Origin of the sequence: Klebsiella sp. MPUS7, assembly GCF_009905335.1 — a bacterium.
Lineage (GTDB): Bacteria > Pseudomonadota > Gammaproteobacteria > Enterobacterales > Enterobacteriaceae > Klebsiella > Klebsiella grimontii.
This window is the reverse complement of sequence record NZ_CP047604.1, coordinates 2072729-2087009: the sequence shown is the minus strand read 5'-3', so window position 1 is coordinate 2087009 and position 14281 is coordinate 2072729. Positions and strand designations below refer to the sequence as shown.

Here is a 14281-nt window from a genome sequence, read left to right as displayed (position 1 = left end):
GCTTACTTCACGGTAAAGGTGTATTGTCCTTTCGTCTTATGGCCATCTACGGAGACCACGTGCCAGTCAACGGTATATGCGCCCGGCGTCAACGCCTGCTCGACGGGTACCGTGAGCTGGGCCTTATTGTTGTCGCTGCGGACGGGTTTGCCGAGGGGGATCGCTTTCTGCTGCGGCCCGGTGAGGGTGACGCCGCTAAACTGCGTTTCGATGCCTTCGGAGAAGCTCAGGGTCAGCGCCTGCGGTGACGCGTCCACCTCACTACCGGCGGCCGGCAGCGGTTGTTGCAAATGGGCGTGGGCAAATGCGCCTGCGGAGGTCAGGCAACCGGCGAGAAACAGAGACAGACGCAGGGCGCGTCCGGCGATGATTGGCATAGTTGTCATTCCTTTTTGTTATGTATGTAGCACAGAGAATAACCCTGTATAATGGCGCAGTCGAGCTAAGCGTCTGAGACTTGCCTTTTTGCCGCGTGCTTAGTACTTTTTGCGGCATTATCAGAGGAGAAACCGATGGAAAAGAACCTGGCTAAATTATCCCAGGAGGAGATGGACAAAGTGAACGTCGATCTCGCTGCGGCGGGGGTCGCCTTTAAAGAGCGCTACAATATGCCGGTGGTCGCCGATCTTGTCGAAAGAGAGCAGCCCGAACACCTGCGCGGCTGGTTTCGCGAGCGTCTGATTGCCCATCGGCTGGCCTCCGTTTCGCTCTCTCGCCTGCCCTATGAACCGAAACAGAAATAATTCCCGTCCTCTGCGGACATCCGAGTTGGCAAGACCTGCGCATTGCATTACGCTGGTTTCTTTGGCCTGGAGCGAGCCATGCTGCGCGTAATCGATACAGAAACCTGCGGATTGCAGGGAGGCATTGTTGAAATCGCCTCGGTAGATATCATCGACGGACAAATTACCAATCCCATGAGCCACCTGGTTCGCCCCGATCGTCCTATCAGCCCGCAGGCGATGGCGATTCACCGTATCACCGAAGAGATGGTCGCCGATAAGCCGTGGATCGAGGAGATTGTGCCGCTGTATATGGGCAGCCCGTGGTATGTCGCCCATAACGCCAGCTTTGATCGCCGGGTGTTGCCGGAAATGCAGGGCGAGTGGATCTGCACGATGAAGCTGGCGCGCCGCCTGTGGCCAGGCATCAAGTACAGCAATATGGGGCTGTATAAATCGCGCAAGCTCAGCGTCGCGACGCCACCGGGACTGCATCATCACCGGGCGCTTTATGATTGCTATATCACCGCCGCCCTGCTGCTCGATATCATCAACACCTCCGGCTGGACGCCTGAGGAGATGGCGACCATTACCGGCCGCCCGGCGCTGCTCTCCACCTTTACCTTCGGCAAATATCGCGGTAAGCCGGTCTCGGAAGTGGCGGAAAACGATCCTGGCTATTTGCGCTGGCTGTTCAATAACCTGGATCGCATGAGCCCCGAGCTGCGCCTGACGCTGAAGCACTATCTCGGGGAGTAATCGGCGCTATACCTCCGCCTGGCCCGGCAGCGTCCCCTGCGCCAGGCCAATCAGAAACGCGAACTCCAGCGCCACGCCCTCATAGCTTTTAAAACGGCCGGATTTACCGCCGTGGCCGGAATCCATATCGGTACACAACAGCAGCAGGTTATCGTCGGTTTTCAGCGCGCGCAGTTTCGCCACCCATTTTGCCGGCTCCCAGTATTGTACCTGCGAATCATGCAGGCCCGTGGTGACCAGCAGATGCGGATACGTCTGTGCCTGAACGCCGTCGTACGGGCTGTAGCTTTTCATATAGCGATAGTATTCTTCATCCTGGGGATTCCCCCACTCTTCAAACTCGCCGGTGGTCAGCGGGATCGACTCATCGAGCATCGTCGTAAGAACATCCACAAAGGGAACCTGGGCCACCACGCCGTGGAAAAGCTCCGGCCGCTGGTTTACCGCCACGCCCATCAGCATACCGCCGGCGCTGCCGCCCATGCCGTAGCAAAACCGCGGATCGCCGTAGCCCTGCGCCAGCAGCGCATCGCAGACGTCGAGATAATCGTTGAAGGTATTTTTCTTGCACAAAAACTTGCCGTCTTCGTACCACTGCTGGCCCAGCTCGCCGCCGCCGCGAATATGGGCGATAGCGAATACAAAGCCGCGGTCGAGCAGGCTCAGGCGGCTGGCGCTGAAATCCGCGTCCATGCTGGCGCCATAGGAGCCGTAGCCGTACACCAGCAGCGGACTGGCGCCCTTGCGGAAATGTTCATCACGGTAAACCAACGAGACCGGGACTTCAACGCCGTCGCGGGCGATGATCCACAGGTGCTCGCTGCGGTAGTGGCTGGCATCAAATCCTTTGACTTCCTGTTGTTTCAGCACCCGCCGCTCGCCGGTATTCATATCCAGCTCGAACAGCGTATCCGGGGTTGTCATGGAGGAGTAGCCGTAGCGCAGGCGCGAGGTTTCCGGCTCCGGGTTATAGGCAAGCCAGGTCACATAGGCCGGATCGTCAAAGGCAATGCCCTGGGACTCTCTTGTCTTACGGTTGATCTGGCGCAGGCTGGTTAGCCCGCGCTGGCGCTCTTCCACCACCAGCCAATCGGTAAACAGGGTAAAACCTTCCAGCATCACTTCGTGACGCGGCGCGATCAGGGTCTCCCACTGCTGCTCATCGCGCAGAGTGCTGCGATAAAGACCGAAGTTCTTGCCTTCGCGATTGGAGCGCAGATAAAAAGCGTGCTGATAGTGATCGAGGCTATATTCATGATCTTTACGCCGCGGTAGAAAACAGACCGGCTCGGCGTCGGTCATTTCCGCATTGAGCAGCAGCACTTCGCTGGTGGTCGCGCTGGCCAGATAAATCACCACAAACTGCTGGGAAGTCGTCTTGTGCACGCTGACGTAAAAAGTATCGTCCTGCTCTTCATACACCAGAACATCCGCACTGGCCGGCGTCCCCAGACGGTGGCGCCAGACCTGATACGGTAGCAGCGTGGTGGGATGTTTACGCACGTACCATAGGGTCTGCGAATCATTACTCCAGGCAAAATCAGGCGACACGTTCTCCAGCACTTCCGCAAATTGCCGGTCGTCGTTTAAGGGAAAGAAGCGCAAGCTATACTGCCGCCGGGAGAGATAGTCTTCCGCCACCGCCATCAGGCTATTGTCGGGCGAAACGCCTAATCCGCCGAGGGTATAGAATTCGCTACCGGCCGCACGCTGGTTGCCGTCAAGCAGGACGTCCCATTCATCCCACTCCTCTTTGACTACCGGCTGGCGTTGATAAATCGCGTACTCGCAGCCCGGTTCATAGACCTGACGGTAGCGATAGCCATTTTTGCTGTAGGGGGCCGACACTTCGCGCTGTGGAATACGGTCGATAATCTCCTTAAGCACCCTATCCTGCAGGTTACTTTGCGAAGACATCACTTTTTTGCCGTACTCATTTTCCTGGCGCAGATAATCAAGCACTTCCGGCTGCGAGCGATCGTCGTCGCGTAGCCAGTAGTAATTATCGATTCGCGTGTCGCCATGTAAGGTCATGGCATGGGGGATCCGTTTCGCTTTTGGTGGCATCTGCTTATTCTTCTGCGGCTTGTATTGGGTAGTAAAATTTTCAGGCTGCCTCAAAGCAGCCTGAAGGGTAACGTGACTACACAATATATAAGGGTGGCAAAAGTCGCCAGCGATGCAAGCGAAACGTACGGATTTAAGCCGTTATGGCCTGTTTTTGCGCCTGTATATCCCGTTCTATCTCTTTGCGCACGTCCTGCGGTAGCTTCAGCGCTTCACCGAGGGCATTGAGGTAGCTGCGTTCCATAAAGTGGTCAATATCGATGACCGCGCAGCTAATATAGTAAACTTCAAGCGCCTCTTGCTCGCTGCTGATGCCGTGGACCAGGCTCTGCGGGTCAAGCGGCTGCGCCAGCGCCCGGTCAATTAACACCCGGCCCTGGACGTCGACGTTTGCCGCGCGCAGCTGCTCTTCAATATTTGCCCGCTCGCGGTCGTCGATATGTCCATCGCTTTTGGCGGCGAAGACCAGCGCCATAATCAGCCGTTCGCTGCGGGCGTCGAGTTCGGCCGGTGCAGGAGATGGCGCCTGTGCGGGCGCGACATCAGCCGATGTCTGCTGCGCGCTGGCGCGCATCTTCTGCTGATATTTATTCCACAACACGCTGCCCGCAACCGCGCCGCCGCCCACCAGCAGCGCGCCGGTGCCGTATTTGGCCAACAGCTTGCGCGATGATTTACTGGCAACCAGCAGACCTGCCAGCCCGCCGAGCGCGCCCGGCAGGAGTAAATTTTTGTCGCTTGGTTGATCGTCAGATGAAGAAGACCGCCCCTGCTGACCCAGCAGAGACTGTAGTTGATTAAGCCAGTTAGCCATACATTTCCTCGTTGCGCGATAAGCGATACCACCAGCCTAAACGACGCGACGTCAGGAAACGTTATCGGCAGCTAAAGATGAGCAAATGTCGCGCCGGGAAGCGCGGGAGCCTGCCGCCAGAAGCGCTGGCGGCGGCAGCGTAACTCAGGCCGCTTTCGCTTTACGCGGCTTCGCCGGCGCCGGGGCTTCAGATTCGACGACGTCGTCGGTCTTGTCGCCCTCTTCTGCTGCTTCTGCGCGATCGGCTGGCGCCTCGGCGGCGCCGTCGGCTTCCGGCAGCTTACCGGAGCGCAGAATATGGTTGAGGGTATCTTTGCGTTCGGCCAGCCACATCGCCATGCTATCGCGCTGCTCTTCGTCAAGCGTTAGCGGGCATTCAACCAGCCAGTCGTTCAGTACTTCCGCCAGATCGAGCATTTTGTCATAAGCATCGGCCTCTTTTTTGCTGGCAAAAGACATTTTTTCCTCACCTTCACGAATCACTACATATTTAATTTCAACCGCCATGATGCAGCCTCTCAATACTGTATTTTTATACAGTATATCAAATTTTCCCGCCGAACTCAAATGACGCGCATAAAGACATGCGCAAACGTTTTCGTTTATAATGCGGCGCATGTTTTTTTACTGCGGAAGAGAGTTATGACTGTATTAGGTACGGCGCTGCGCCCTGCGGCAACAAAGGTAATGCTGTTGGGTTCCGGCGAACTGGGTAAAGAAGTGGCCATCGAATGCCAGCGCCTGGGAATTGAGACCATCGCCGTCGATCGTTACCCTGACGCCCCGGCCATGCAGGTCGCACACCGTTCGCACGTCATCAATATGCTGCACGGCGAAGCGCTGCAGGCGCTGATTGAACAGGAAAAACCTGACTTTATCGTGCCGGAAATCGAGGCTATCGCCACCGACACCCTGGTCGCGCTGGAGCAGACCGGGCAGAAAGTCGTCCCCACCGCCCGTGCGGCAAAGCTCACCATGAATCGCGAAGGGATCCGTCGCCTGGCCGCTGAAGAGCTGAAGCTGCCCACCTCCGCCTACCGTTTTGCCGACAGCGAACCCGCCTTCCGCGAAGCCGTCGCCGAGATTGGCCTGCCGTGCATCGTCAAGCCGGTAATGAGCTCATCGGGTAAAGGCCAGAGCTTTATTCGTTCCAGCGAGCAGCTGGCTGACGCCTGGCAGTATGCGCAGCAGGGCGGCCGCGCCGGAGCCGGACGCGTTATCGTTGAAGGCGTGGTGAACTTTGATTTCGAGATTACCCTTCTCACCGTCAGCGCCGCGGACGGCGTACACTTCTGCGCGCCGGTCGGTCACCGTCAGGAGGATGGCGACTATCGTGAATCCTGGCAGCCGCAGCAGATGAGCGCGCTGGCGCTGGAACGCGCGCAGGAAATCGCCCGTCAAGTGGTGCTGGCACTGGGCGGCTACGGCCTGTTCGGCGTCGAACTGTTCGTCTGCGGCGACGAGGTGATTTTTAGCGAAGTCTCGCCGCGCCCGCACGACACCGGTATGGTCACGCTGATTTCGCAGGATTTATCGGAGTTCGCCCTGCACGTTCGCGCCTTCCTCGGACTGCCGATTGGCGCGATTCGCCAGTACGGCCCGGCGGCCTCTGCGGTGATCCTGCCGCAGCTGACCAGCCAGAACGTCACCTTCAGCAATATTCAGGCCGCGGTCGGCGCGGGGCTGCAGTTACGTTTGTTCGGTAAACCGGAAATCGACGGTTCGCGTCGGCTGGGCGTGACGCTGGCGATCGCCGATAACGTTGAGGAAGCGGTGACGCGCGCCAAAGCGGCGGCTTCGGCAGTCATTGTTGCGGGATAAAAAAAAGCCCGGTCGCGGACCGGGCCTCTGGTGAGCGCGCGAAAATTACTTCGCGCCTTCTACCGCTTCACGAGCCAGTTTGGTGATACGGTCGTAATCACCGGCTTCCAGCGCATCCGCCGGAACCAACCAGGAGCCGCCGATGCACAGCACGCTGTTCAGCGCCAGATAATCACGATAGTTCGCCGGAGAGATGCCGCCAGTCGGGCAGAAGCGAATATGCGCGAACGGGCCGCCAATCGCCTGCAGCGCTTTCACGCCGCCGTTAGCTTCCGCCGGGAAAAATTTGAACTCTTTCAGACCATACTGCATACCCAGCATCAGCTCGGATACGGTGCTGATCCCCGGGATCAGCGGGATGGTGCCTTCGCCGGTCGCCGCTTTCAGCAGGGATTCGGTCAGGCCCGGGCTGATAGCAAACTGCGCGCCCGCTTCGGTCACTTCTTTCAGCTGCTCAACGTTGGTGACGGTACCGGCACCGACAATCGCTTCCGGGACCTCTTTGGCGATCGCGCGGATAGCGTCCATCGCGCACTCGGTACGCAGAGTCACTTCCAGTACGCGTACGCCGCCTGCAACCAGCGCTTTCGCCATTGGCACAGCGTGTTCCAGCTTTTTCACCACGATCACCGGTACAACCGGGCCGGAGGTGAGGATTGCTTCTGCAGTTGTTTTCCAGTTTTTCATCAGATTTTCTCTCGCCAGATCTACAAATCGAATCGTCTTAAAATGTGATGCAGGTTGCGCCCTGTTCTGCTCCGGAGAGTTTCTCACGCAGCGCACCGAACATTTCCCGGCCGGTTCCCACGCGCGAACCGCTCAGGTCAGGAATATGCGGCTGACGCGCGGCCAGCTCGGCGTCATCGACCCGCAGCGTCAGCTCGCCCGTCTGGCCGTTGACGCGAATAATGTCGCCATCGCGTACCTTCGCCAGCAGACCACCATCGTACGCTTCGGGCGTCACGTGGATAGCCGACGGCACTTTGCCTGATGCGCCGGAGAGTCGACCATCGGTCACCAGCGCAATTTTGAAACGGCGGTCCAATAATACACCAAGTGGCGGCATAAGTTTATGTAATTCTGGCATGCCGTTCGCTTTTGGTCCCTGATGACGGACCACAACCACGCAATCTTTGTCGAGCAGTCCCGCCTCAAAGGCGGGCAGCACGTCATGCTGGCTCTCGAAAACCACCGCCGGCGCTTCAATAATCTGGTTCTCAACCGGCACGGCGGAGGTTTTCATCACCGCGCGGCCGAGATTGCCGCTCAGCACTTTAGTGCCGCCGTGGCGAGAGAACGGCTTGTCAAAGGTGGCGATAACCGCTTCATCAAGCGGAGCGGCCGCCCCTTCGCGCCAGTCAAGTTCACCGTTATTAAGCCAGGGCTCCATGGTGTAGCGAGAGAGGCCGAAACCGGCAACGGTATGGACATCTTCATGCAGCAGGCCGCCTTTCAGCAGCTCGCGCACCAGCACCGGCACGCCGCCAGCCGCCTGGAAGTGGTTAATATCCGCCGGGCCGTTCGGGTAGAGGCGCGCCAGCAGCGGCACCACGTCTGAGAGATCGGAGAAATCATCCCAGTTAATGATAATCCCTGCCGCCCGCGCCATCGCCACCAGGTGCATGGTATGGTTGGTGGAGCCGCCGGTTGCCAGCAGCGCGACAATCCCGTTGACCACCACTTTTTCATCAAACATTTTGCCCAGCGGCATCCACTCGTTACCGTTGCCGGTCAGGCGGGTCACCTGACGGGCGGCGGCGGCGGTCAGCGCTTCGCGCAGCGGCGCATCCGGATGCACGAATGACGAGCCGGGCAGCTGCATCCCCATAAACTCAACCACCATCTGGTTGGTATTGGCGGTACCGTAGAAGGTACAGGTGCCAGGCGCATGGTAAGACGCGGCCTCGGACTCCAGCAGCGCCATACGATCCACTTTGCCTTCCGCATAGAGCTGACGAATGCGCACTTTTTCTTTATTCGCCAGGCCGCTGGCCATCGGCCCGGAAGGAATAAAGATCGACGGCAGATGGCCGAACGATAGCGCAGCCATCGCCAGGCCGGGGACGATTTTATCGCAGACGCCAAGGTAGAGCGCCCCGTCAAACATATTGTGCGACAGGCCAATCGCGGCGGACATGGCAATCACTTCGCGACTCAGCAGCGATAGCTCCATCCCATCCTGCCCCTGCGTCACGCCATCGCACATCGCCGGAACGCCGCCGGCGACCTGGCCTACCGCGTTGGCGGAGTGCAGCGCTTTGCGGATAATGTCCGGATAGCGCTCATAGGGCTGGTGAGCGGAGAGCATATCGTTGTAGGAGGTAATGATGGCGATGTTATTGCGCAGCATGCTTTTCAGCGAGGCTTTGTCATCCGCCTGGCAGGCGGCAAAGCCGTGGGCCAGGTTACCGCACGCCAGCTGGGCGCGATGAACGGTATCGGTTTTGGCCTGGTTAATCCGGGCGAGGTAGGCTTCGCGGGTATCGCGCGAGCGTTCGATGATGCGATTTGTTACCCGTAACATTTCTGAATTCATAAAGGCTCCTCAAATTTTATCTGTCCGGCCGCAGCGCTTTAACGATACTTTTCGGTGCTTAAGGCACCTGTACTGGGGCTCAGGGGCAAAATATCTGTAGGCAGTGTAATAAAAAAAGCCCCGGGGGTGAATCCTCCGGGGCTTAAAAGATTAAAAATTACACGACTTGCTGCGTCAGATCATGTTACCGGTAAAATAACCCTGACGGAGGAGTTGGCGATTACTCAAACTCGTTCCACGAACGACCATCGCGGGTGATCATCGCCACGGAGGCAACTGGCCCCCAGGTGCCCGCCTGGTAAGGTTTCGGCGAATCGCGATCGGCGGCCCAGGCTTCCGTGATGGAGTCGACCCACTTCCACGCCTCCTCCACTTCGTCGCGACGCACGAACAGCGCCTGGATACCGCGCATCGTTTCCAGCAGCAGACGCTCGTAGGCATCCGCCAGATGGGTTTGATTAAAGGTTTCCGAGTAGCTCAGGTCCAGCTTGGTGATCTGCAGGTTATGCTTGTGGTCTAGTCCCGGGACTTTGTTCAGCACCTGGATATCCACCCCTTCATCCGGCTGCAGACGAATGGTCAGCTTATTCTGCGGCAGCTCTTGCCAGGTCTCTTTGAACAGGTTCAGTTCCGGCGTCTTAAAGTAAACCACGACTTCGGAACATTTGGTCGGCAGTCGCTTACCGGTACGCAGGTAGAACGGTACGCCCGCCCAGCGCCAGTTGTCGATATCTACGCGGATGGCCACGAAGGTTTCAGTATGGCTGGACTTGTTGGCACCCTCTTCTTCGAGGTAGCCCGGCACTTTTTTACCCTGCGCGAAGCCGGCGGTGTACTGGCCGCGCACCGTTTTTTCACGCACGTTGGTGCGGTCAATGCGGCGCAGCGATTTCAGCACCTTCACTTTTTCATCGCGGATGCTATCGGCAGTCAAATCAGACGGCGGAGACATGGCGATCATGCACAGAATTTGCAGCAGGTGGTTCTGGATCATGTCGCGCATCTGCCCGGCCTGGTCGAAGTAGCCCCAGCGGCCCTCAATGCCCACCTCTTCCGCCACGGTGATCTCAACGTGATCGATGGTGCGGCTGTCCCAGTTATTGACGAACAGGGAGTTGGCAAAGCGCAGCGCCAGCAGGTTCAGCACCGTCTCTTTACCCAGATAGTGGTCGATGCGGTAGACCTGGCACTCTTCAAAGAACTCGCCTACCCGATCGTTGATCTCGCGGGAGGTTTCCAGGGAAGTCCCCAGCGGTTTTTCCATCACCACGCGCGCCGGTTTCGCGTTCAGCTTCGCTTCGCCCAGACCTTTGCAAATCGCGCCAAAGGTGCTTGGCGGCATGGCGAAATAGTTAATGGTCACCCGCTCTTTCTGATCGAGCATTTTGCCCAGGCGGGTAAACGCTTTGGTATCGTTGACATCAAGGTTACAGAAATCCAGACGCCCGCTCAGGGTCTCCCACAAACCTTCATCGATTTTTTCCTTCATGAAGGTTTCCATCGCTTCACGCACAACTTTGGTGTAAGCGTCTTTATCCCAGTCGGCACGGCCGACGCCGATGATGCGGGTGTCAGGATGGATCTGACCAGCTTTTTCGAGCTGATACAGGGAAGGCAGCAATTTACGTCGCGCCAGGTCACCCTTCGCGCCGAAAATGACCAGATCGCATGCCTGGGCCGTTTGCGTTACCGCCATGTCATTCTCCTTAGTTGATAGACTGGTGCTTGTGCCAGGCTATATTTGTAATTTTCTTTCACTGCATCGTACTGTGTTTACGAATTTCCCGAAACCCTCAGCGCCGGTTCCCGCTGCTAAATCGCACAGGGTGGAAAACAGGCGCTGAGATTTTGGGCATGCGGCTAATATTGTTCGTTGTTTCGACCGATTCTCAGTTAGTAAAATACGACTCTGATCATGTAATGAAAAAAAACAACATATTTTAAGGTCATTCCTCACCGTTTCCGACAACGGAGGGGTATATTCTTGCTAAAACGCCTGATGATTTCACCCATTAATGAAATCGCTTCCATTGATGAGCGCCCGATTACCCATGAACATGCTGGAAAAAATCCAGTCCCGGCTGGAACACCTTAGCAAATCTGAACGCAAAGTGGCGGAAGTCATCCTTGCAACCCCCGCACAGGCCATCCATTCAAGTATTGCCGCCCTGGCGCTGGAAGCCGGCGTCAGCGAGCCCACGGTTAACCGTTTCTGCCGCAGTCTGGAAACCCGCGGTTTCCCGGATTTTAAACTGCATCTGGCCCAAAGCCTGGCGCACGGTACCCTCTATGTTAACCGCAACGTCGATGAAGACGACAGCGTCGAGTCCTATACGGGAAAGATATTTGAATCCGCCATGGCCAGTTTAGATCAGGTCCATCATTCTCTCGATATGTCGGCGATTAATCGGGCGGTTGACCTGCTCACGCAGGCGAAGAAAATCGCCTTTTTTGGCCTCGGCTCTTCGGCCGCCGTCGCCCACGACGCAATGAACAAGTTTTTCCGCTTTAATGTACCGGTGATCTATTCCGACGACATCGTCCTGCAACGCATGAGCTGTATGAACTGTAATGACGATGACGTAGTGGTGATCATCTCGCACACCGGCAGGACCAAAAGCCTGGTGGAGCTGGCGCAGCTGGCCCGTGAAAACGATGCGATGGTGATCGCCATTACCTCCCCCGGTACGCCGCTTTCCCGTGAGGCAACGCTGGCTATTACCCTGGATGTGCCGGAAGATACCGATATCTATATGCCGATGGTTTCCCGCTTAGCGCAGCTGACGGTGATTGACGTACTGGCGACCGGCTTCACCCTGCGGCGGGGCGCAAAATTCAGAGATAACTTGAAGAGGGTCAAGGAAGCGCTCAAGGAATCGCGGTTTGATAAAGAGCTCAGCGTACACAGCAATAACCAATAAAAGTAGAAACAAAGCACTATCCTATTACACCGTCGGTATCGTTCCGGTATAGCGACTTTGCTCATCGGCGCTACCGAATCCATGTTCACGCAACACCAAAGATGTTTCAGTCAACGGAGTATTACATGTCCAGAAGGCTTCGCAGAACCAAAATCGTCACTACCTTAGGCCCGGCTACCGACCGCGATAACAACCTTGAGAAGGTTATTGCCGCAGGCGCTAACGTGGTGCGTATGAACTTCTCTCATGGCACCGCGGAAGATCATCAGATTCGCGCGGATAAAGTCCGTGAGATTGCGGCAAAACTGGGCCGTCATGTCGCGATTCTCGGTGACCTACAGGGGCCGAAAATCCGCGTCTCCACCTTCAAAGAAGGGAAAATTTTCCTCAATATCGGTGACAAATTCCTCCTCGACGCGAACCTGGGTAAAGGCGAAGGCGACAAAGAGAAAGTCGGCATCGACTATAAAGGACTCCCGGCTGACGTGGTTCCGGGCGATATCCTGCTGCTGGACGATGGCCGCGTGCAGCTGAAGGTCCTCGAAGTTCAGGGCATGAAGGTGTTCACCGAAGTCACCGTCGGCGGACCGTTGTCCAACAATAAGGGTATCAACAAACTCGGCGGCGGCCTCTCTGCAGAAGCGCTGACGGAAAAAGACAAAGCGGACATCGTCACCGCCGCCAAAATTGGCGTCGACTATCTGGCCGTCTCCTTCCCGCGCTGCGGCGAAGATCTGAACTACGCCCGTCGCCTGGCGCGCGATGCCGGCTGCGATGCCAAAATCGTCGCCAAGGTCGAGCGTGCCGAGGCGGTATGCGATCAGGACGCGATGGATGATGTGATCCTCGCCTCCGACGTTGTTATGGTGGCCCGCGGCGACCTCGGCGTAGAAATCGGCGATCCGGAGCTGGTCGGCATCCAGAAGGCGCTGATCCGCCGCGCCCGTCAGCTGAACCGCTCGGTCATCACCGCGACGCAGATGATGGAGTCGATGATCACCAACCCGATGCCAACCCGCGCTGAAGTCATGGACGTGGCGAACGCCGTGCTGGATGGAACCGACGCCGTGATGCTGTCGGCCGAAACCGCCGCTGGTCAGTATCCGTCTGAAACCGTTGCCGCGATGGCGCGCGTCTGCCTCGGTGCGGAAAAAATCCCTAGCCTCAACGTCTCCAAGCACCGTCTGGACATTCAGTTCGATAACGTGGAAGAAGCCATTGCTATGTCGGCCATGTACGCGGCGAACCACCTCAAGGGCGTCACCGCGATCATTACCATGACCGAATCCGGCCGCACCGCGCTGATGACTTCGCGCATCAGCTCCGGCCTGCCGATTTTCGCCTTGTCTCGCCACGAGCGCACGCTGAACCTGACTGCGCTGTATCGCGGCGTGACGCCGGTTCATTTCGATAGCGTCAATGATGGCGTAGCCGCTGCGCACGACGCGGTAACGCTGCTGCGTGACAAAGGCTATCTGGTGACCGGCGACCTGGTTATCGTCACTCAGGGCGATGTCATGAGCACCATCGGTAGCACCAACACCACCCGTATTCTGACCGTCGAGTAATTTTCTCCGCCATAAAAAAACCTGCCGGCAAATGCTGGCAGGTTTTTTTTCGCCGCTGACACCGATTATTTCTTTCGCGGGTACAGCTCTTTACGCTTATACGGCTCGATTTCACCCGGCTTGCGCGTTTTCAGCAATTTGAGGATCCAGGTGTACTGCTCGGTATGCGGCTTCACGAACACTTCCACTTCTTCGTTCATCCGCCGGGCGATAGTGGTATCGTCCGCCTCCAGCAGATCGTCCATCGGCGGGCGCACCAGCACCGTCAGACGATGCGTTTCGCCATCATAGACCGGGAATAGCGGTACGACGCGGGCACGGCACACTTTCATTAAACGGCCGATCGCCGGCAGCGTCGCTTTATAGGTGGCGAAGAAATCAACGAATTCGCTGTGCTCGGCGCCGTGATCCTGATCCGGCAGATAGTAGCCCCAGTAGCCCTGACGCACCGACTGAATAAACGGTTTGATCCCGTCGTTGCGCGCGTGCATACGTCCGCCGAAACGTCGGCGGACGGTATTCCAGACGTAATCAAAGACCGGGTTGCCCTGATTATGGAACATCGCCGCCATTTTTTGCCCGCCGGACGCCATCAGCATCGCCGGAATGTCCACTCCCCAGGCATGAGGAACCAGAAAGATCACTTTCTCGTTGTTCCTCTGCATCTCATCGATGATCTCTTTGCCCTGCCAGTCGACGCGGGAAAGAATGCGCTGCGGGTCGCGCAGGCCTAGTTCCGCCATCATGACCATCGCCTGCGGCGCGGAAGCGTACATGGCATCAATAATGTCTTCTCGTTCCTGCTCACTCTTTTCCGGGAAACAGTACAGCAGGTTAATCTGCGCGCGACGGCGCGAACTCTTTGCCAGGCGGCCCACAAAACGCCCCAGTTTGCCGAGAATAGGATCGCGGAAAGACGCTGGCGTCAGAGCGATACCGGCGAAGGCAAAAACCCCTAACCACGCGCCCCAGTAGCGCGGCAATAAAAAGGATTTTTCAAATTTTGGAATAAATTCAATATTATTTTTTTTCGTTTCCATGCCCAATCCGCAGACGTTCCGCTCAATAAAGAT

Annotated in this window: 13 protein-coding genes; 5 read left to right on the top strand and 8 right to left on the bottom strand. The window is 57.3% G+C overall.

Going from position 1 to position 14281, the window contains the following annotated elements; genetic code table 11:
• Positions 1 to 2 precede the first annotated feature (2 nt).
• Positions 3 to 377, bottom strand: a complete 375-nt coding sequence (yobA, locus tag GUC22_RS09840; RefSeq protein WP_004134817.1) for a CopC domain-containing protein YobA — start codon at positions 375 to 377, stop codon at positions 3 to 5.
• A gap of 135 nt (positions 378 to 512) precedes the next feature.
• Between yobA and GUC22_RS09835 the strand changes: the two genes are divergently transcribed.
• Both GUC22_RS09835 and exoX read left to right on the top strand, forming a co-directional pair.
• Positions 513 to 743 (top strand): DNA polymerase III subunit theta, encoded by a 231-nt coding sequence (locus tag GUC22_RS09835; protein WP_004103351.1) that lies wholly within the window; start codon positions 513 to 515, stop codon positions 741 to 743.
• 78 nt (positions 744 to 821) lie between these two features.
• A complete protein-coding gene (gene exoX, locus GUC22_RS09830) occupies positions 822 to 1481 on the top strand; it encodes an exodeoxyribonuclease X (RefSeq protein ID WP_004134816.1) in 660 nt (219 codons plus the stop codon).
• A 6-nt stretch (positions 1482 to 1487) separates the two neighbouring features.
• Here exoX and ptrB read toward each other — a convergent pair whose 3' ends face one another.
• The 3 genes from ptrB to GUC22_RS09815 form a co-directional block, all read right to left on the bottom strand.
• Positions 1488 to 3548 (bottom strand): oligopeptidase B, encoded by a 2061-nt coding sequence (ptrB, locus tag GUC22_RS09825; RefSeq protein ID WP_064342867.1) that lies wholly within the window; start codon positions 3546 to 3548, stop codon positions 1488 to 1490.
• 133 nt (positions 3549 to 3681) lie between these two features.
• The gene (locus tag GUC22_RS09820) at positions 3682 to 4362 is read right to left on the bottom strand and encodes a tellurite resistance TerB family protein (protein WP_160183499.1); all 681 of its coding nucleotides are present in this window, start codon (positions 4360 to 4362) and stop codon (positions 3682 to 3684) included.
• A 144-nt stretch (positions 4363 to 4506) separates the two neighbouring features.
• On the bottom strand, positions 4507 to 4869 hold the full coding sequence (locus GUC22_RS09815) for a YebG family protein (RefSeq protein ID WP_004134813.1): 363 nt from the start codon (positions 4867 to 4869) through the stop codon (positions 4507 to 4509).
• 135 nt (positions 4870 to 5004) lie between these two features.
• On the opposite strand from GUC22_RS09815, the gene purT reads away from it, so the two are divergent.
• Entirely contained in the window at positions 5005 to 6183 is a 1179-nt protein-coding gene (gene purT, locus GUC22_RS09810; protein ID WP_004134812.1) for a formate-dependent phosphoribosylglycinamide formyltransferase, read from the top strand.
• A 45-nt stretch (positions 6184 to 6228) separates the two neighbouring features.
• Here purT and GUC22_RS09805 read toward each other — a convergent pair whose 3' ends face one another.
• From GUC22_RS09805 to zwf, 3 genes are all read right to left on the bottom strand, one after another.
• Positions 6229 to 6870: a bifunctional 4-hydroxy-2-oxoglutarate aldolase/2-dehydro-3-deoxy-phosphogluconate aldolase gene (locus tag GUC22_RS09805; RefSeq protein WP_004103368.1), complete on the bottom strand. Its 642-nt coding sequence runs from the start codon at positions 6868 to 6870 to the stop codon at positions 6229 to 6231.
• Between the two features lie 37 nt (positions 6871 to 6907).
• A complete protein-coding gene (edd, locus tag GUC22_RS09800) occupies positions 6908 to 8719 on the bottom strand; it encodes a phosphogluconate dehydratase (protein ID WP_024359873.1) in 1812 nt (603 codons plus the stop codon).
• Between the two features lie 220 nt (positions 8720 to 8939).
• Positions 8940 to 10415 carry a glucose-6-phosphate dehydrogenase gene (gene zwf / locus GUC22_RS09795; protein ID WP_004122041.1) on the bottom strand — a complete coding sequence of 492 codons (1476 nt, stop codon included), beginning with the start codon at positions 10413 to 10415 and terminating at the stop codon, positions 8940 to 8942.
• A gap of 319 nt (positions 10416 to 10734) precedes the next feature.
• On the opposite strand from zwf, the gene GUC22_RS09790 reads away from it, so the two are divergent.
• Together GUC22_RS09790 and pyk are read left to right on the top strand one after the other, a co-directional pair.
• Positions 10735 to 11640, top strand: coding sequence for a MurR/RpiR family transcriptional regulator (locus tag GUC22_RS09790; RefSeq protein ID WP_162685358.1), 906 nt, complete (start codon positions 10735 to 10737; stop codon positions 11638 to 11640).
• Between the two features lie 125 nt (positions 11641 to 11765).
• On the top strand, positions 11766 to 13208 hold the full coding sequence (gene pyk / locus GUC22_RS09785; RefSeq protein ID WP_004122043.1) for a pyruvate kinase: 1443 nt from the start codon (positions 11766 to 11768) through the stop codon (positions 13206 to 13208).
• A 65-nt stretch (positions 13209 to 13273) separates the two neighbouring features.
• Here pyk and lpxM read toward each other — a convergent pair whose 3' ends face one another.
• Positions 13274 to 14248: a lauroyl-Kdo(2)-lipid IV(A) myristoyltransferase gene (gene lpxM, locus GUC22_RS09780; protein ID WP_024359874.1), complete on the bottom strand. Its 975-nt coding sequence runs from the start codon at positions 14246 to 14248 to the stop codon at positions 13274 to 13276.
• Between the last annotated feature and the right edge of the window lie 33 nt (positions 14249 to 14281).